General features: G+C 66.4%; 18 protein-coding genes. 5 read left to right on the top strand and 13 right to left on the bottom strand.

What is annotated here, in order from left to right:
- The first annotated feature begins 10 nt into the window (after positions 1–10).
- Both trmFO and gluQRS read left to right on the top strand, forming a co-directional pair.
- Complete coding sequence (trmFO, locus tag CXR42_RS02360; protein ID WP_103255900.1) at positions 11–1,342, top strand: methylenetetrahydrofolate--tRNA-(uracil(54)-C(5))-methyltransferase (FADH(2)-oxidizing) TrmFO; 1,332 nt, start codon at positions 11–13, stop codon at positions 1,340–1,342.
- A 76-nt stretch (positions 1,343–1,418) separates the two neighbouring features.
- Positions 1,419–2,264 carry a tRNA glutamyl-Q(34) synthetase GluQRS gene (gene gluQRS, locus CXR42_RS02355; protein ID WP_103255899.1) on the top strand — a complete coding sequence of 282 codons (846 nt, stop codon included), beginning with the start codon at positions 1,419–1,421 and terminating at the stop codon, positions 2,262–2,264.
- A 35-nt stretch (positions 2,265–2,299) separates the two neighbouring features.
- Here the strand turns inward: gluQRS and hisI are convergent, their stop codons facing one another.
- A complete protein-coding gene (hisI, locus tag CXR42_RS02350) occupies positions 2,300–2,671 on the bottom strand; it encodes a phosphoribosyl-AMP cyclohydrolase (protein ID WP_103255898.1) in 372 nt (123 codons plus the stop codon).
- An 84-nt stretch (positions 2,672–2,755) separates the two neighbouring features.
- On the opposite strand from hisI, the gene CXR42_RS02345 reads away from it, so the two are divergent.
- Positions 2,756–3,199: an iron-sulfur cluster assembly scaffold protein gene (locus CXR42_RS02345; RefSeq protein WP_103255897.1), complete on the top strand. Its 444-nt coding sequence runs from the start codon at positions 2,756–2,758 to the stop codon at positions 3,197–3,199.
- A 118-nt stretch (positions 3,200–3,317) separates the two neighbouring features.
- On the opposite strand, the gene CXR42_RS19845 is transcribed toward CXR42_RS02345, so the two are convergent.
- The 5 genes from CXR42_RS19845 to sciP all read right to left on the bottom strand — a co-directional run bounded on the left by CXR42_RS19845 (position 3,318) and on the right by sciP (position 8,887).
- Entirely contained in the window at positions 3,318–3,440 is a 123-nt protein-coding gene (locus tag CXR42_RS19845; protein ID WP_281256695.1) for a hypothetical protein, read from the bottom strand.
- A 105-nt stretch (positions 3,441–3,545) separates the two neighbouring features.
- Complete coding sequence (gene recG / locus CXR42_RS02340; RefSeq protein ID WP_103255896.1) at positions 3,546–5,630, bottom strand: ATP-dependent DNA helicase RecG; 2,085 nt, start codon at positions 5,628–5,630, stop codon at positions 3,546–3,548.
- On the bottom strand, positions 5,627–7,744 hold the full coding sequence (gene ligA, locus CXR42_RS02335; protein WP_103255895.1) for an NAD-dependent DNA ligase LigA: 2,118 nt from the start codon (positions 7,742–7,744) through the stop codon (positions 5,627–5,629). The genes recG and ligA overlap by 4 nt, the downstream gene beginning before the upstream one ends.
- A 55-nt stretch (positions 7,745–7,799) precedes the next feature.
- Positions 7,800–8,510, bottom strand: a complete 711-nt coding sequence (gene ctrA / locus CXR42_RS02330) for a response regulator transcription factor CtrA (RefSeq protein ID WP_103255894.1) — start codon at positions 8,508–8,510, stop codon at positions 7,800–7,802.
- A 98-nt stretch (positions 8,511–8,608) separates the two neighbouring features.
- Positions 8,609–8,887: a CtrA inhibitor SciP gene (gene sciP, locus CXR42_RS02325; protein WP_103255893.1), complete on the bottom strand. Its 279-nt coding sequence runs from the start codon at positions 8,885–8,887 to the stop codon at positions 8,609–8,611.
- Positions 8,888–9,012: 125 nt separating this feature from the next.
- On the opposite strand from sciP, the gene mnmA reads away from it, so the two are divergent.
- Positions 9,013–10,158 carry a tRNA 2-thiouridine(34) synthase MnmA gene (gene mnmA, locus CXR42_RS02320; RefSeq protein ID WP_103255892.1) on the top strand — a complete coding sequence of 382 codons (1,146 nt, stop codon included), beginning with the start codon at positions 9,013–9,015 and terminating at the stop codon, positions 10,156–10,158.
- Entirely contained in the window at positions 10,155–10,661 is a 507-nt protein-coding gene (locus CXR42_RS02315; RefSeq protein ID WP_103255891.1) for a DUF2059 domain-containing protein, read from the top strand. The genes mnmA and CXR42_RS02315 overlap by 4 nt, the downstream gene beginning before the upstream one ends.
- Here CXR42_RS02315 and lpxB read toward each other — a convergent pair.
- The 7 genes from lpxB to rseP all read right to left on the bottom strand — a co-directional run bounded on the left by lpxB (position 10,609) and on the right by rseP (position 18,371).
- Entirely contained in the window at positions 10,609–11,739 is a 1,131-nt protein-coding gene (gene lpxB / locus CXR42_RS02310; protein ID WP_103256983.1) for a lipid-A-disaccharide synthase, read from the bottom strand. The two genes, CXR42_RS02315 and lpxB, sit on opposite strands and share 53 nt — an antisense overlap.
- 91 nt (positions 11,740–11,830) lie before the next feature.
- Positions 11,831–12,634: an LpxI family protein gene (locus CXR42_RS02305; protein ID WP_281256694.1), complete on the bottom strand. Its 804-nt coding sequence runs from the start codon at positions 12,632–12,634 to the stop codon at positions 11,831–11,833.
- Positions 12,631–13,437 (bottom strand): acyl-ACP--UDP-N-acetylglucosamine O-acyltransferase, encoded by an 807-nt coding sequence (gene lpxA / locus CXR42_RS02300; RefSeq protein ID WP_103255889.1) that lies wholly within the window; start codon positions 13,435–13,437, stop codon positions 12,631–12,633. Before lpxA ends, CXR42_RS02305 begins: the two co-directional genes overlap by 4 nt.
- Positions 13,434–13,895, bottom strand: coding sequence for a 3-hydroxyacyl-ACP dehydratase FabZ (fabZ, locus tag CXR42_RS02295; protein WP_103255888.1), 462 nt, complete (start codon positions 13,893–13,895; stop codon positions 13,434–13,436). The genes lpxA and fabZ overlap by 4 nt, the downstream gene beginning before the upstream one ends.
- 69 nt (positions 13,896–13,964) lie before the next feature.
- Positions 13,965–14,537, bottom strand: a complete 573-nt coding sequence (locus CXR42_RS02290) for an OmpH/Skp family outer membrane protein (RefSeq protein WP_103255887.1) — start codon at positions 14,535–14,537, stop codon at positions 13,965–13,967.
- Positions 14,538–14,539: 2 nt separating this feature from the next.
- A complete protein-coding gene (gene bamA / locus CXR42_RS02285; RefSeq protein ID WP_103256982.1) occupies positions 14,540–16,879 on the bottom strand; it encodes an outer membrane protein assembly factor BamA in 2,340 nt (779 codons plus the stop codon).
- 154 nt (positions 16,880–17,033) lie between these two features.
- Entirely contained in the window at positions 17,034–18,371 is a 1,338-nt protein-coding gene (gene rseP / locus CXR42_RS02280; protein WP_103255886.1) for an RIP metalloprotease RseP, read from the bottom strand.
- Between the last annotated feature and the right edge of the window lies 1 nt (position 18,372).

Below are 18,372 nucleotides of genomic sequence, written 5' to 3'. Positions count from 1 at the left end.
ATCCTCCCCCATGGACACACTTCACATCATCGGCGGCGGCATGGCCGGAACCGAGGCCGCCTGGGCCGCCGCGAACGCCGGCATCCCCGTCGTGCTGCACGAGATGCGGCCCAAGGTCGCCACCTTCGCTCACCGTACCGGCGATTTCGCCGAGATGGTCTGCTCGAACTCCTTCCGCTCGGACGACCACGAACAGAACGCCGTAGGCCTGCTGCACTGGGAAATGCGCACCGCCGGCGGCCTGGTGATGGAGATGGCCGAGAAACACCGCCTGCCCGCCGGTGGCGCCCTTGCCGTCGACCGCGACCCCTTTGCGCAATCGGTGACGGCAAAGCTGAAATCGCACCCGCTGATTTCCACGTCCTATGAAGAGGTTACCGAGCTTCCTTCATCCGGCCACTGGATCATCGCCACCGGCCCCTTGACCAGCCCGGCGCTGGCGCAGTCGATCAAGTCCGCCACCGGGGCCGAGGCGCTGGCCTTCTTCGATGCCATCGCCCCCATCGTCTATGCCGACAGCATCGACATGGACACCGCCTGGATGCAAAGCCGCTACGACAAGGGCGAGACCGAGGAAGAACAACGCGCCTATATCAACTGCCCGATGACCCGTGACGAGTATGAGGCCTTCATCGACGCCCTTCTCGCAGCGGAAAAGACCCAGTTTCACGAGGGCGAGACCGCCGGCTACTTCGACGGCTGCCTGCCGATCGAAGTCATGGCCGAACGCGGCCGCGAGACCCTCCGCCACGGGCCGATGAAGCCCGTCGGCCTGACGAACGCACACAAGCCGGACCAGAAGCCCTATGCCGTGGTGCAACTGCGCCGCGACAACAAGCTGGGCACGCTCTACAATATCGTCGGTTTCCAGACCAAGATGAAGTACGGCGCGCAAACCTCTGTCCTGAAAATGATTCCCGGCTTGCAGGACGCCAGCTTTGCCCGCCTTGGCGGCATCCACCGCAACACTTTCATCAACTCGCCCACGCTTCTGGACAGCCAGATGCGGCTGAAAAGCCACCCGCATATCCGCTTTGCCGGCCAGATCACCGGCGTCGAAGGCTATGTCGAAAGCGCCGCGATGGGCCTGCTCGCGGGCCGGATGGCCGCCGCCGAAATCAAGGGCGAAACCCTGCCGCCCCCGCCACCCGAAACCGCCATGGGCGCGCTTGTCACCCACATCACCGGCGGGGCCGAGGCCAAGACCTTCCAGCCGATGAACGTGAACTTCGGCCTCTTCCCCCCCATTGACGCCAGGGGCGGCCGCAAGGGCCGTGCCGTCCGCTACAAGGCCTATACGGACCGCGCGAAAGAGGCGTTCCAAGCATGGCTCGCCGCGTAAGAAACCCCGCCCCCGCCCCGGCCCCCGCGCCTCATGCAGCCCGGACGGTCCGGGGTCAGGCCTGGGACGGGCCACCATGTTCGTAACCCGCTTCGCCCCCAGTCCGACTGGCCCCCTGCACCTGGGCCACGCCTATTCCGCCATCCTGGCCCACGACATGGCCCGCGCCGCCGGCGGCAGGTTCCTCTTGCGGATGGAAGATACCGACCTCGACCGCTGCAGGCCCGAGTATGACGCGCTGATCCAGGACGACCTGCGCTGGCTTGGCCTGACCTGGGACGGCCCGATCCATCGCCAGGCGCCGCACATCTCCAGCTACAACACCCGCCTTGAAACCCTTGAAGACAAAGGCCTTCTCTACCCCTGCTCTTGCACCCGCTCGGACATCCGCGCCGCGCTTGCCGCCCCGCAAGAGGGCGTGGCCTTCAACGTCTATCCCGGCACCTGTCGCGGCCGCCCGATGACCTCGCGCCTGCCCGGCGATGCCCTGCGCCTGGACCTTGCCGCCGCGTTGACGTTGCTTGGGACGGAAGACCTCAGCTTCACCGAAACCGGCCCGGCCCACCCCGGCCTGCACCGCATCGACGCGGTTGAGGCACAGGCCCGGATTGGCGATGTGGTCCTGTCGCGCAAGGGCGAGGAGATCGTGGCCTATTTCCTCGCCTCGGCCTTTGACGATGCCGACCAGGGCGTGACTCATGTGATCCGGGGCGAGGATCTGTTCGACTTTACCCCGGTGCAGGTGATCCTGCAGCGCCTCTTCAACCTGCCGACGCCGATCTATCACCACCACCGGCTGATCCGCGACGCGGCCGGGAAGCGGCTGGCGAAGCGCGACGATGCGCGGGCGATCCAGAAGTACCGGGCCGAGGGCGCGACCCCAGCCGACATCCGCCGGATGGTCGGGTTACCAAATCCCTAACGCCCACGGGCAAGTTTTTGTGTTTGTTGGATTCTTCAGTTTTGTCCACCGTGGACAGGAACCATGATCTCGACCTCTTCCCCGTCCCGGACCGCCGTATAGAAGCAGGACCGCCGGTTGGTGTGGCAGGCCGGCCCCTCCTGGCTGACCAGGGCCAGCAAGCAGTCCCGATCACAGTCCACCCGCAGCTCCACCAGCCGCTGATGGTGACCCGAGGACTCCCCCTTCACCCAGAACGCCCCCCGTGAGCGCGACCAATAGGTGACCTTCCCCGTCTCCAGCGTCGCCGCGACCGAGGCGGCGTTCATCCAGGCGACCATCAGCACCTCGCCCGACCCCGCATCCTGCGCGACACAAGGGACCAGCCCCGCCGCATCATACTTCAGTGTGGCCGGATCAAAGGGCATGGCTCTCTCCTTGGCAGGCGGTCAACGCGGGGCTACATACAGCCCTCAGAGGGGACATACCATGAGCGAAGGCGATCATTCCACGTGAGCGACAGCGACCTCATCAAGCTTTACTCCGCCCGCATCCTCGCGCTGGCCGCCGATATCCCGCACCACGGCCGGCTGGCCGCGCCGCAAGGGACGGCCCGGAAACGCTCGCCTCTCTGCGGCTCGACGGTGACGGTGGATGTGGTGGTGAAGGACGGCCGCATCGCCGACTTCGCCCAGGACGTGAAGGCCTGCGCCCTCGGCCAGGCCTCGGCTGCGGTGCTGGGCGGGGTCGCGGTCGGTCGCACCCTTGGCGAGCTTGTCGCAGCCCGCGACGCCCTGCGGGCCATGTTGAAGGAGGCAGGCCCGGTCCCGGCCGCACCCTTCGATGGCTACGAGGTTCTTCTCCCCGCCCGCGATTACAAGAACCGCCACGCCTCGATCCTACTGGCCCTGGACGCCGCCTGCGAGGCGACGGAGCTTGCCCTGGCCGCCGCATGAAAAAACCGCCGCACATCCGAAGGGATGGCGGCGGCAGTAGCGCGTCTGGAAACGGCGGACGGTGGGCCAGGCAAGGCGGACCGTCACCCTTGGGGGACAGAGCGCGGGGCAGAAAACGTCAGGCGAGGCCGGGCAACGAGAGCACGGCGAAAACGATCACAAACAGCGCGGCAAGGCCGACCAGATCCTCGACAGCGCCTTTCGGAGAATGTGTCAGCAGGGTATTCATGGCGTCTTTCATCGCGTCCTCCATGATGTGTTGCTGAATTGTTCTCATAGATCGTTAACCCTGTAAAGAACTTTTTAAGAACATTTGAGAACGAAGGCAAAACTCCCTGCGACGGCCCTACCCGACCGAGATCATCCGCAGCGCGCGATCCTGGTCCATCAGCCACAACAGCACCCGCGCCGCCTGACCGCGCGGGCCGGCAAGGCCGGGGTCGTCGTGCAAGAGCTTGCGCGCGTCCGACTGGGCCAGCGCCATCAGGCTGCCCTGCCGCTCCAGATCCGCGACGCGGAACCGTGGCAGGCCGGACTGCGCCGTGCCGATCAGATCGCCCGCCCCGCGCATGGCCAGGTCCTCTTCGGCGATGCGGAATCCGTCCTCGGTGTCGCGGATCGTGGAAAGCCGACGGCGGCCGGTCTCGTTCAGCGGCGGTTGGTAGACCAGAAGGCAGGTCGAGGCCGCCTCGCCCCGGCCCACGCGCCCCCGCAGCTGGTGCAGCTGCGCCAGGCCAAAGGTCTCGGCCTGCTCGATCACCATGATCGTCGCGTTGGGCACGTTCACGCCCACCTCGATGACCGTGGTCGCAACAAGGACTGAGGTCTGGCCGGCGACGAAGCGCGCCATCGCGGCATCCTTCTCGGCGGGGGGCATCTGGCCATGCACTAGCCCGACCCTTTCGCCAAGGGCGGCGCGCAGGACGCGAAAGCGTTCCTCGGCGCTGGCATAGTCGACCACTTCGGATTCCTCGACCAGGGGGCAGACCCAATAGGCCTGCCGCCCCTCATCCACCGCCTTGCGCAGATGCTCGACCACCTCGTCCAGCCGCTCGGACGAGACCAGCGCGGTGCGGATCGGTTTGCGGCCGGCGGGCTTTTCGTCCAGGACCGAGACATCCATGTCGCCATGCGTCGCCAGGGCCAGACTGCGCGGGATCGGCGTCGCGGTCATCACCAGCACATCCACCGCCGCGCCCTTGGCGCCCAGTTCCATCCGCTGCGCCACGCCGAAACGGTGCTGTTCGTCCACCACGGCAAGCCGCAAGTCCTTGAATTCGACGTCTTTCTGGAACACCGCATGAGTCCCGACCAGGATCGGGATGCGGCCGGCGGCGAGGTCCTCCAGCTTCATCGCCCGGTCGGCGCCCCGGTCGCGGCCGGTCAGCAGTTCCAGACGCACCCCAGCGGCGCGGGACAGGGGGGCGAGGCCCTCGAAATGCTGGCGGGCCAGGATTTCCGTCGGCGCCATCATCACGCCCTGACCGCCAGCCTCGACCGCAGTCAGAAGCGCCAGGAAGGCCACCAGCGTCTTGCCGGCCCCGACATCGCCCTGCAAAAGCCGGTTCATCCGCAAGGGCGCGGCCATGTCGGCCGTGATCTCGGCCACTGCCCGGATCTGGGCACCCGTGGGGCGATAAGGCAGGCTTTCCAATACCTTGTCGCGCAAAGCTCCTGTGCCTTGGGTGGCAACACCCTTGGACCGGCGCAGCGAGGCGCGGGCGATGGACAGCATCAGCTGGTGGGCAAAAAGCTCGTCATAGGCAAGCCGCTGGCGCGCCGGATGGGTAAAGGCCAGCGCCTCGGCGCCGTCGGGCTGATGCACGGTGGCAAGGGCAGCGGCCCAGTCCGGCCAACCCTCGCGCGCCTTCAGGCCCGCATCGATCCATTCGGTCGTCACCGGCAGCCGGGTCAGCGCGGCGGCTACAGCCTTGGCAACCAGCTTCTGGGTCAGTCCGGCGGCCAGGGGATAGACCGGCTCGTACGCCGGGATCTCGGCGGCTTCTTCGGGGCGCAGGACATGGTCGGGATGGACGATCTGCGCGAGGCCATCAAAAAACTCGACCTTGCCCGAAATCAGGCGGCGCTGGCCGGTGGGCAGCAGCTTTTGCAGATAGTCGGCGCGGGCGTGGAAGAACACCAGCTGGAACTCCAGCCGGCGGTCGCGCACATGGACGCGATACGGCCGCCCCTTGGTGCGCGGAGGCACATGCTGGCCGACCTCCACCTCGACCGTCAGGGTCGCTGGCGGGGTCACATCGCGGACCGATTGGCGCAGGGCACGATCAACGCCGGAATGCGGCAGCAGGTAAAGCAGGTCCTTTGGCCGGTCCACCCCCAACGTCCGCAGGGCCTGCGCGGCCTTGGGTCCGACGCCGGGCAGCGTCTCCAACTCGGCAAAGAGGGGGAACAGCGCCTCGGGCCGGGTCATGCGCCGATGAGCCGCAGCCAGGCGTCCTCGTCGATGATCTCGACCCCCAGACGTTCGGCGTCTTTCGCCTTGGACCCGGCACCGGGGCCGGCCACCAGAAGGTCGGTCTTGGCGCTGACGCTACCGGCCACCTTGGCCCCCAGCGCCTCGGCCCGGGCCTTGGCCTCGGCCCGGGTCATCTTTTCCAGGGTGCCGGTGAAAACGACGGTCTTGCCGGCCACCGGGCTGTCCACCGCGCCGCGGGACTGCACCGGCTGGATGGACAGTTGCGCGGCCAGCGCGTCGATGGCGGCGCGTTCGGCCGGGTTCTGGAAGGCATCAACCAGACTTTGCGCCATGACCTCTCCGACCCCGTTGATCGAGGTCAGTTCGCCCCATTCGGCTGTGCCCGGAGTGGCTTTGGTGACGGCGGCCTCGAACGCCTCCCAGGTGGTGTAGTGGCGCGCCAGAAGGCCGGCGGCGACCTCACCGACGTGGCGGATGCCCAGCGAGAAAAGCAGACGGTCCAGCGCGATGGTGCGGCGCGCCTCGATCGCGGCGAACAGCTTGGCGGCGGAGACGTCGCCGAAGCCTTCGCGATTGCGCAGCTTTTGCAAGGGGTTGGCGGCGTCTCTTGCAGCAAGGGTGAAGATTTCGGCCGGGGTCCTTACCGGCAGGATGGCGTCGCGGAAGAACATCTCGACCTGCTTGGCGCCCAGCCCTTCGATGTCGAAGGCCCCACGGCTGACGAAATGCTTCAGGCGTTCCACGGCCTGCGCGGGGCAGATCAGGCCACCGGTGCAGCGACGGACAGAGTCGCCCTCCTCACGGTGGGCGGGGCTGCCACATTCCGGGCATTCGGTTGGGAAAACATAGGGTTGTGAGGCGTCCTTGCGGCGAGAGAGGTCAACGTCGGCCACCTTGGGGATCACGTCACCGGCCCGGTAAACCTGGACCAAGTCGCCAATGCGGATGTCCTTGCCGGCGCGGATTGGCTGGCCACGGCTGTCGCGGCCGGCGATGTAGTCCTCGTTGTGGAGGGTGGCATTGCTGACCACCACGCCGCCGACCGTGACCGGTTTCAGCCGCGCGACCGGCGAGAGCGCACCAGTGCGGCCAACCTGGATGTCGATGCCCAGAAGCTCGGTCCAGGCGAGTTGCGCCGGGAACTTGTGCGCCAGCGCCCAGCGGGGGGTCGAGGAGCGGAAGCCAAGCCGGGCCTGCAGCGCAAGGTCGTTCACCTTGTAGACGACGCCGTCGATGTCATAACCAAGGGTCGCGCGCTGCGCCTCGATCAGCGAATAGTGGGCCAGCATCGCCTCGGGTCCGTCGCAAAGGACGGTCAGGGGGTTGGTCTGGAACCCCAGCGCATGCAGGCGCTGGATTGCATCGAACTGGGTGGCAGCCAGCGGAGCGGAGTGGTCGCCCCAGGAATAGGCAAAAAAGCGCAGCGGCCGGGCGGCGGTGATGCGGGCGTCGAGCTGGCGCAGCGACCCGGCGGCGGCGTTGCGCGGGTTGGCGAAGGTCTTGTCGCCGCTGGCCGCCTGGCGGGCGTTCAGCGCGGCGAAATCGGCGTGGGACATGTAGACCTCGCCCCGGACCTCCAGCACCTGGAGCACCTCGCCGCTCAGGCGTTGGGGAATGTCGGCGATGGTTCGGGCGTTTTCGGTGACGTTCTCGCCCACTTCGCCGTCGCCACGGGTCGCGGCCTGGACCAGGATACCGCCCTCATAGCGTAAGGAGAGGGATAGCCCGTCGATCTTCGGCTCGGCCGTATAGGCCAGCGCACCGGGGCTGTTCAGGAACCGGCGCACCCGGTCGTCGAAATCGGCCACCTCTTCGGCGGCGAAGGCATTCTCCAGCGACAGCATCCGCACCCGGTGCTGGACCTTGCCGAAGCCCTCCGCCACCGCGCCACCCACCTGGTCGCTGGGCGAATCGCCCCGCTTCAGACCCGGAAAGCGCGCCTCGATCGCGGCATTGCGCTGTTTCAGAGCGTCATACTCGGCGTCCGAAATCTCGGGCGCGTCCAGCGTGTGGTAGGCGCGATTCGCGGCGGCGAGTGCCTGGGCCAGCCGCGCGAGTTCCGCGAGCGCCTCACCCTCGGTCAGCGTTTCAACCGGCTGTTCGCGCATTCCCGCCCCCTGCACCTGCCGTGCCAAACTAGGCAAGCCCGGAGACGAGGTAAAGTCAGGCGCTGGCAGCCAGCCGCGGTGGGGCGGCAACCGCTGGATCGCGCAGCACATAGCCACGGCCCCAGACTGTCTCGATGTAATTGTCGCCCCCCGTCGCCTCGGCCAGCTTCTTGCGCAGCTTGCAGATGAAGACATCGATGATCTTCAATTCCGGCTCGTCCATCCCGCCGTAAAGATGGTTAAGGAACATCTCCTTGGTCAGCGTCGTCCCTTTGCGCAGCGAAAGAAGCTCCAGCATCTGGTATTCCTTGCCGGTCAGATGCACCGTCTTTCCGCCGACATCGACGGTCTTGGCATCCAGATTGACCGAAATCTGCCCGGTCTTGATCACCGACTGGCTGTGCCCCTTGGAGCGGCGGATGATCGCGTGGATGCGGGCGACCAGTTCTTCGCGATGGAAGGGCTTGGTCAGGTAGTCATCCGCCCCGAAACCAAAGCCTTTCAGCTTGTTTTCCGTATCATCCGAGCCGGACAGGATCAGGATCGGCGTTTCCACCCGCGCCTGCCGGATCTGGCGCAGGACGTCATGCCCGCTCATGTCCGGAAGGTTCAGGTCGAGAAGGATCAGGTCGTAATCGTAAAGCTTCGCCAGATCCACGCCGTCTTCGCCCATATCGGTGCAATAGACGTTCAGATTGGCATGGGTCAGCATCAATTCGATGCTGCGCGAGGTCGTCGGGTCGTCTTCCACAAGCAGGATGCGCATTTTACCGTTATACTCCGCTCCGCAGTCACATCGTTAATGACATTGGGTCGCAATGGTTAACACAGAGTTACTTTGCCAGAGCGAGAGCGCAAAACAATTTAAAGTTGTCTGTATTTCTGGATGGCCGTGACTTTCAGGCCCTGGTCGCCGTGCTTTTCCACCGCGCTGCGCCACAGCGCGAACTCTTCTTCCGAGAGCGCATAGCGTTCCAGCGCCTCAGACTGGGGAATCAGGCCGTAGACCACCGCCTTGACCACCACGGCCTTGCGGCTAGCGACCCAGCGGCGGGTATCGGCGGGCGGCAGGTCCGCCCGGGTCAGGATGCTGCCATCGGGCAGGGTCACCTGCCTTGGACCATCGACGCGCTTCAGAAACATGGGCAATCCCTCGATCATGCAGCGGAAGGATGGCGGAACAGGCTTAATCATTCCTGAAACGGGGGATTGAGAGTGCAGAGCATTTTCATATATTCCCTGACATTCCCAAGATCGGACCCTGACCCATGCCGCGCGACCTGGCCCTCAACTCGCTTGGCTTCCCGAAGCCCCCCTCGGAAACGCGGGTCGTCGTCGCCATGTCCGGCGGTGTCGACAGCAGCGTCGTGGCCGCGATGCTGGCCGAAGAGGGGTACGATGTCGTCGGCGTCACGCTGCAACTGTACGACCACGGCGCGGCACTGGCCAAGAAGGGCGCCTGCTGCGCGGGCCGCGACATCCATGACGCGCGCCGGGTGGCCGAGACGATGGGGTTTCCGCACTACGTCCTGGACTATGAAAACACCTTCCGCGAGGCGGTGATCGAGGAATTCGCCGACGCCTATCTGTCGGGCGCGACCCCGGTGCCCTGCATCCGCTGCAATGAACGGGTAAAGTTCAAGGATCTTCTGGCCACCGCCAAGGACCTTGACGCCGATTGCATGGCGACCGGCCACTATATCCAGCGCAAGGTCGGCGACCACGGGGCCGAGTTGCACCAGGCGGCCGATCCCGCGCGGGACCAGTCCTATTTCCTGTTCTCGACCACGCCGGAACAGCTGAGCTACCTGCGCTTCCCGCTGGGGCACCTCGCGTCCAAGGCCGAGACCCGGGCGCTGGCGGCGAAGTATGGCCTGCCGGTGGCCGACAAGCCCGACAGCCAGGACATCTGCTTTGTCCCGAACGGCGACTATGCGGCGGTGATCGAGAAGCTGCGCCCTGGCGCCGCCGATCCGGGCGAGATCGTGGATCTGGACGGCACTATTCTTGGCGAACACCGGGGCGTGATCCATTACACCATCGGCCAGCGCAAGGGCCTGGGGATCGGCGGGTTGGGCGAGCCCTTGTATGTCGTCAAGCTGGACCCCGCCACGCGGCGCGTGATCGTCGGGCCGAAGGCGGCACTTTCCACCCGCATCATCCCGGTGCGCGGGATCAACTGGCTGGGCGATGCCCCCTTTGACAGCCGCCCCGAGTGGCACCTGAAGGTCAAGGTCCGCTCCACCCGCCCCCCGCGTGAGGCGATCATCCGCCCGACCGGCCCCACCACCGCCGAGGTGGAACTTCTGGCGCCCGAAGACGGGGTCAGCGCCGGGCAGGCCTGCGTGTTTTACGCCCCCGAAGGCAGCCGCATCTTTGGCGGCGGCTGGATCTGGAAAGGACAAGCCTCGTGAAACCTCTTGCTCTCGCGGCGCTGCTGCTGCTTCCCCTGCCGGCCCTGGCTGAGACCCGCGAGGAACGGGTGGCGGTCGCGGCGGAATATGTCGACTTTGCGCTGCAGGGCTTCGACATGGCTGCGGTGATCGAGACGATGTACCAGCCGATCCTGCAACAGGTGGCGGCGGGCGGGCAGACGCTGACCGAGGCGCAGGTCGCGCAGATCAGGACGCTCTACCTCGACACCTTCACCCAGCCGATGACCGATCTGATGCGCGACCAGGCCGAGATCATGGCCGACCTGATGACGCTGGCCGAGATTACGGCGCTGCGCGACTTCTACGCCACGCCGGAAGGACGGTCGGTCATGGCCAAGCTGCCGCAGCTAAGCGCCGCGCAGCAACCGGGGCTGGCGGCCCTGGTGAATGACACCTCTGCCGGGCTGATGCCGCAGGTTTTGGCGATCATCAACGGGGAAGCCCCGGCCGCAGAGCCTGCAGCACCGACCGTGCAGCCCTGAGGCCAGGGGCCTCGCCGCCCTGCCCCAGCCGTTCCATTGTCAGCGCCATCGCGGCCTGCTGCGCCGTGGGATCGGCCAGCACCGCCTCCAGCGCAGGGGCGATGCGGTCGGCGCGGCAGTCGGGGCCGATGAATTCGGGCACCACGCGGGTCTCGCTGACCAGGTTCACCAGCGTCACCGTGTCGATCAGCGCAGCGCGGCGCATGAGCCACAGCGTCAGCGGATGCATGTCATAGGCGATGACCATAGGACAGGCGTTCGCCGCAAGCTCCAGCGACACCGTCCCCGAGGCCGCCAGTGCCACATCCGCCGCCGCGAAGGCACCGCGCTTGGCGCCGGGGTCCTGGATGATCTGCGGCACGACCGGCCAGGTGGCCGTTACCTCGCGCACCAGGTCAGCCACGCCGCGCACGGTGGGAAGCGCGACCCGCAGGTCGGGATGCCGCGCCTTCAGCCGCCCCACCACCTCGCCAAAGACCGGGGCAAGGCGCGTGACCTCTCCCCGGCGCGATCCCGGCAGCGCCAGCAAGAGCGGCCCCTGAACGGCGAAGGGGGCCATCTCGGCCTGAGACGCCAGCGGTTCTGCCACCACCGGGTGCCCCACGAAATCGCAGGTCATGCCGGCGGCGGTCATATAGGGCGGTTCGAACGGCAGCAGCGCCAGCACATGGTCGATCACCCGCGCCATCTTTGCCGCACGCCCCGGACGCCAGGCCCAGACCGAGGGCGCGACATAGTGGATCGTGCGAAAGTCCGGGCGCGCCGCTTTCACGATCGCCGCGACCCGCAACGAAAAGTCGGGGGAGTCGATCGTCACCAGCGCCTCGGCCCCGCTGGCCAGCGCCGCCTCGGCCGCCTCGCGGATGCGGCGTTTCAGTTGGAAGTACTTCGGCAGCACCTCGGCGATGCCCATGACCGAAAGCTCTTCCATCGGGAACAGGCTTTCCAGCCCCTCGGCCTGCATGAGCGGCCCACCGATCCCCGCGAACTCGACCGGCGTCAGGCTTTGCAGCCCCGCCATCAATGCTGCGCCCAGCCGGTCGCCCGAGGGTTCGCCCGCGATGAGGAAGAGCTTCACCGGACCGCTCATCGTGGGACTGCGTCCCCTCTTCGCTGCGGGGCACCCAGCCAAGAGCGTTGCGCGAGCCAAGCGATGAGCCGGCCCCGGATCATCCCCGCGCCCAAAGGAAAAGGCCCAACTCCTGCGCCAGGTCCTGCATTTCGGCCAGGTCCAGGCAGATGACCGAGCCGGCCTCGAACGCCACCCCGCCCAGGCCCGCCGCTGCGACGGCGCGCAGCGTTTGCGGACCCAGCGTCGGCAGGTCGATCCGGCGATCCTGCCCGGCCTTCGCGGCCTTGTAGAACAGGCCCCGCCCGCGCGCGGGATCAGGCCGCAGCGCGCCAATCCCGGCCACCTGCGCCAAAAGTGCATCCGTCCCCGGCAGCGCCTCGACCCCCAGGCACAGGCCCTGCGCCACCACCGCACCCTGCCCCACATCAACCGCGCCAAGCGCCGCGACAATCGCCGCCGCCCGCGTTGCATCAGCCTCATCGCGCGGCGTGACCGTGCCGGCCAGCACCCCCGCCCCGGGCAAGAGGGCGGGCGCAACCGCTTCCACCCCGACGACCGAAAAGCCGAACTCTTCGAACAGTTCGATCACCACCCGCAGCGTCGCGTCGTCCCCTTGCGCCATCGCCGTCATCAGGCGCGGCAGGAGCGCGGCGGTGGCTTCGTCCAGCAGCGCGGGATCAAGCCGCGGCCGGGTAACGGCCCCGGCAAAGATCACCTGGCCGACACCGTCCCGCTCCAACGCGCGCAGGAAGGGAACCAGACGCTCCACCCGGAAGCGCAGGTCCACGGTCAGCCCCTCGGGCGCGAAACCGTCCAGCGCGGCGACCAGGGGCGGCGCGGGCATGGCAGCAGCAAGCGCGGCAGGTAGACGGCCCTGCCCGGCGATGATCGCGGTCCTCACCGCCCACCTTTGGGGGTCAGAAAGCTGCGGTCCGACTTCGTCAGGATGAAATCGGCAATCTCACGCACCAGCGCGCTGTCGCTTTCCTCGGCCAACTTGCGGGCGCGGTCCTGGAAACTGCCATCCTCTTGCGCCAGCGTCTGATAGGCGGCGCGGAGCGCGGTGATCTCGGACCGATCGACACCCCGGCGTTTCAGGCCGACAAGGTTCAACCCGTCCAACTCGCCCCGTGGGGCTTGCACCAGGCCATAGGGGATCACGTCATTCGTCACCATGGTGACCGCGCCAATGATCGCGCCCTGACCGATCCGCACCCATTGGTGCACGCCGGACAGCCCGCCGACAATCACGTCATCGCCAAGGACGCAATGCCCGGCGATGGCGACATGGTTCACCAGGATCACCCGGTTGCCGATCTGGGCATCATGGCCGACATGGGCGCCGGTCATGATCAGCACGTCATCCCCGACCCGAGTGACCCCGCCGCCGCCTTCCGTTCCGGTGTTCAGCGTCGCAGCCTCGCGGATGCGGCAACGCTTGCCGATCACCAGCCGCGTCCGCTCGCCATGGTATTTCAGGTCCTGCGGAACCTCGCCCACGGTCGCGAAGGGGAAGATGACCGTCTCATCGCCGATCTCGGTCCAGCCGGTGACAACGGCATGGCTTTTCAGCACCACCCGCGCGCCCAGCGTGACCTCGGGCCCGACCAGGCAGAAGGGGCCGACCTCGCACCCCTCGCCGATCACGGCACCGGGCTCGACCACGGCCGAGGGATGGACCTTTGCTGACGGATGGATGCTCATGCCTTGGGCACGTCGAACATGGCCATGAAGGTGGCCTCGCAGGCCAGCTCGCCCTCGACAAAAGCCTTGCCTTCGAACTTCCACACCCGCCCGCCGCCGCGCAGCGCCTTGACGTGCAACTCCAGCACGTCGCCTGGCACGACCTTGCGGCGGAACTTCACGCCATCAACGCCCATGAAGAACACCTTGGCGTTCTTGTCCACCAGGTCCATCGACAGGCCGACCAGGATGCCCGAGGTCTGCGCCATCGCCTCGATGATCATCACGCCGGGGAAGATCGGCATGCCGGGGAAGTGGCCCTGGAACTGCGGCTCGTTCAGCGTGACGCATTTGATGCCGACGCAGCTTTCGTTCAGCACGATGTCCCGGACCTTGTCGATCAAGAGGAACGGATAACGGTGCGGGATGATCCGCTGGATCAGCTCCAGATCGGCGGTCGTTGCGCTGGTGGCGTCCATGGTCTTGCCCTTCCCTTTGCCTTGCGCCCGTAGCTAGCAAGTCGCGCTGCAGGTGACAAGTTTCCCAACTTACGGCGCGGGGGTGCCGGCCGAAGGCAGCACGGCATCGACGCGGGCAATAGCCTCGTCGGTGACGTCGATGACCGAGAGCGACAGGATGATCATGGCCTTGTCCAGGATCGCCACCGCCTGCCTTTCGCTGAGCAGTTCGCCAAGCACCGGGATCGCAGCTTGCAGGAAGCGCTGGCGTTCATCATCCCTGCCGGTGGTCAGCGCGGCCGCCTTGGCGTCCTGCTCGTCGCGGATGCGTTCCACCTTTTCGTCGAAAGCAGTCGCGCGGGCGGTGAACTCGTCCGGCGGCAGGGTCCGGCGCAGCTCGGTAAGCGACTGCTCCTCGGCGATCAGTTCGGCTTCGATTCGCTTGTTTTCTTCTTCCAGCACACGCAAAGCGTCGCGCTCTCGCGCAAGGACGGCACGGCCGAAGGCGGATTCGACGAAGAAACGCTCCTGATCCAGGGTCAGAACCGGCGCGGCGGCAAGCGGCTCGGGCGCGGCTTCCTGCGCCTGGACCGGGGCTGCCAGCATCAGGGCCAGCAGCGCCGGACGCAGCCAGCAGATGCCGGGCTTTCGCGCCGGCAGCATCCTCAGAACCGCGTCGAGATGGTCAGGTCGAAGTTCTGTTCCTCGTCATACTCTTCCTTCTTCAGCGCATGGCTGAAGTTGAAGCGCAGGGGCCCGATGGGCGTGGTCCAGAACACCGACAGGCCGACCGAGGCGCGCGGGTTGAAGCTGTCATCCACCGGCCCGCCGGTCCCTGCGGTGTTGTCCAGGCTCCAGACGCTGCCCACGTCCAGGAATGCGCCGCCCGAGATGCCGTATTCCTCGGGCAGGCCCAGAGGGAAATCGGCCTCGAACCGGGCGACGGCGAACAGGTTGCCGCCAAGCGCGTCCTGGTTGACCGCGTTAAGGTCGCGCGGACCGATGCCGTTGGGTTCGAACCCGCGGATCTTGCCGTTGCCGAAATAGCGTTCGGTCACGCGGGTGACGTTGTCGCCCAGCGAGGTGATCGCCCCTCCCTCGAAGATCGCGCGGATGGTGACTTCCTCGTTCCAGACCTTGGTCTCGGCCAGGGCCAGCGCCGTGGTCTCGATATACTTGGTGTCCCCGCCAAGACCGGCGAAATCCTGGCCAAAGCGCAGCAGCACGCCGCCCTTGGGGTTCAGACCGGTGATGCGGGTGTCGTATTCGTATTCATACCCCAGCGAGAAGGTGCGCAGCGCCGGCTCGTCGTCCTCGGCCTGCAGGATGGCCGAACTGTCGGCGCTGATGCCTTCCAGCTTGTCCTCGGACAGGCGCAAGGTCAGGCTCAGGTTCGACTGCTCGCCCAAGGGGAAACCGATGCCGGTGGTCAGCCCGATGTTGCGGGTGTCGTACTCGGCATTATCGCTTTCGCTGGTCCGGTAGTAGCCCCCGACCGAGAAGCTAAGATCGCGGCCCAGAAGCGCCGGTTCGGTGAAGCTGAAGCTGGAGTTCTGGCTGCTGGTGCCCGAGCTGAGCGCCAACGACAGCGCCTGGCCCCGGCCCAGGAAGTTGGTTTCCGAGAAGCCGATGTTGAAGCCGGTGCCGCTGGCGACCGAATAGGACAGACCGAACGACAGGCTGCCTGTGGGCTGCTCTTCGACGTCGACGTTGACGACCACCTGATCCGGGCCCGAACCCGGCTCGGCCTCGACCCGTGCGTCCGAGAAATAGCCCAGGGCGCGAATGCGTTCGGCCGATTGCCGGATCTCGCGCGGGTTGAGCGGATCGCCCTCGACCGTGCGGAACTGGCGGCGGATCACTTGGTCCAGCGTGGTGGCATTGCCTTCGATGTCGATCCGCTCGACGAACACCCGCTCGCCGCGGACGATGGCGAATTCGATGTCCACCGCCTGATTGCGATCGTCGCGGGTCACGCGCGGCTCGACCCGGACGAAGTTCAGCCCCTGCTTCAGCGCCAGGGTTTCCATCCGGGTGATGTTGTTGTCGATCAAGAGCGGCGAATAGGTCTGCCCAGTGCGGATGCGCGCGACCTCTTGATAGGCTGCGGCGTCCACGCCCTCGACCTCGGACACGACGGTGACGGCGCCGATGGTGTAGGGCAGCCCCTCGCGCACGGTGAAGGTGACGAAGGTCGCGTCACGTTCGCGGCTGACTTCGGCGCTGGCGTCGGTGATCTGGAAATCGATATAGCCGCGCGACTGGTAGAAGTCGGTCAGCACCTTCTTGTCCAGCTCCAGCCGCTCGGCGATAAAGGTGTCGCGCTGGATGAACTGGCGCAGGAACCCGGCCTGCTTGGTCTCCAGGATCTGGCGCAGGCGGCGGTCGCTGAAGGCGCGGTTGCCGACGAAGGAAATCCGCTCGTTCTCGACCACGCGGCCTTCGGTGATCTCGAACACCAGGTCGACGCGGTTGTCCGACCGGCGGATGATCTTCGGCGTGACGCTGGCCGCCAGACGGCCCGAGACGCGGTAGGCCTCGGCAATCGCGGCGGCATCGCTTTCGGCCTGGATCGGCGAATAGACCCGGCGCGACTGGCTTTGCACCAGTTCGGCCAGGCGTTCGTCCTTCAGACGCTTGTTGCCTTCGAAGCTGATGACGTTGACGATCGGGTATTCCTTGACCCGGATCACCAGGGTCGAGCCCTGCGGCACCAGTTCCACCGTCTCGAACAGACCCGAATTGGCGATGCGCTGATAGGCGTCGTTCAGCGTGGCGGCCGAGACCTCCTGACCGCGGTTGATTCCGGCATAATTCAGGATGGTCGAGGCATCGACCCGCTCATTCCCCTCGATCACGACGTTCGAAAAGGAAAAGACCTGCGCATAGGCGGGGTTAAGGAACGGCGCAGAAGCCGTTGCACCGCCGATGAAAAGCGCCGTGGCCAGCAGGCGGGCGCGTGCCTTTGCCTTGGACGACCGGTCTTTGGCCTTGCGATCGGTCATCTGCATCATTGGTCCTCGCCGTGTCTATGCTTTGCGGATTGACTACCGGGAAAGCCAAGCTTTGTCAAAAGCCTGCGCCCGATGTGGATAACTTTCCCACATCTTGTGGTCCGGCTGCCCGCACGCCAAGGTCAGGATTGCCGACCGGCGCGGGTCAGACGCACAAAAGGTCGCGCGACAGGGCGAAAAGCATGATCGCGATCACGATGCTCAGGCCCATGATCATCATCACCCGCAGCGCCCGGTCCGGCGGCGGACGGCGCATCACCGCCTCATAGGCGTAGAACACCAGATGTCCGCCATCCAGCACCGGAATCGGGAACAGGTTCAGGATGCCGACGCCCAGCGACATGACCGCCAGCATCAGCAGGAAGCTTTCCCCGCCGATCCGTGCCGCGTCGCCCATGCTTTCGGCCATCCCGATGGGGCCAGACAGGTTGCAGCTGGTGATCTGCCCCGAAATGATGTTCCACAAGCCCGAGAAGGTCGAGGTGACCATCCCCGCCATCTGCGAGCCGGCCAGGCTGACAGCCTCCCATGGCCCGACATTGCGGGTGGCAAGCTCGAACGCGAGGCCCGCGAAGATGCCGATCTGATAGCGGTCGACCAGTTGGCCGCCCTCATCCTCGGTGGTGCGCAGGCGGGGCGAGAGGGTCAGATCGAACGTCTCGCCGTTGCGCCAGACCGTCATCGGCAGCGGGCGGCCTTCGCTTTGTTGCACGATCCCGCGCAGTTCCTGGAAGGTGGTGATCTCGATGCCGTCAAGCGACAGGATCACGTCGCCTTCCTGCAGGCCGGCATCAATGGCGGCCGAACGGATCACCACGGTCCCGACGATGGCCGAGTACAGGTGCGGCCCCTCTACCTCCAGCACCTGATCGCCGCGGCGTACGGTGTAGTTCATCACGCGCTTGACTGGCAGATCGGCCATCGCCGCGCCGAACGCCTCGGTGTCGGGGGTGGGGCGGCCCTCGATCGCGGTGATCACGTCGCCCACCTGCAACGAGGGGCCCTCGAACGGATAGGCGCGCACTTCGCCCACGGTGGGTTCCTCGCGCGGGACGCCGAAAGCAACCACCATGCCGATCAGCAGGATCAGCGTCAGGATGAAATTCGCCACCGGCCCCGCAGCCACCGTCGCGGTCCGCGCCCACAGCGGCGCGCCCGCCATGGTGTGCCGCCGTTCCTCGGCGCTCAGCCCCGCAACCTCGCCCTGCCGGACCGAACTGGCATCGGCATCGCCCAGGAACTTGACATAGCCGCCGAAAGGGATGGCCGCGATCTGCCACTGCGTGCCGCGCCGGTCGCGGCGGCTGAACAGGACAGGGCCAAAGCCCAGCGAAAAGACCTCGGCATGGATGCCGGACCAGCGTCCGATGATGTAGTGGCCATACTCGTGGACAAAGACGATCACCGACAGCGCGACGATGAAGAAGAACACTGTCCAGGCCGTGCCACCGATGGCCGGGCCGAGGCTTGCAAGAAGGTCCATG

The organism is Tabrizicola aquatica (genome assembly GCF_002900975.1).
In the GTDB taxonomy this organism is placed as follows: domain Bacteria; phylum Pseudomonadota; class Alphaproteobacteria; order Rhodobacterales; family Rhodobacteraceae; genus Tabrizicola; species Tabrizicola aquatica.
Note: the sequence above shows the minus strand (reverse complement) of the source record. Positions and strands in the feature narration are given on the sequence as shown.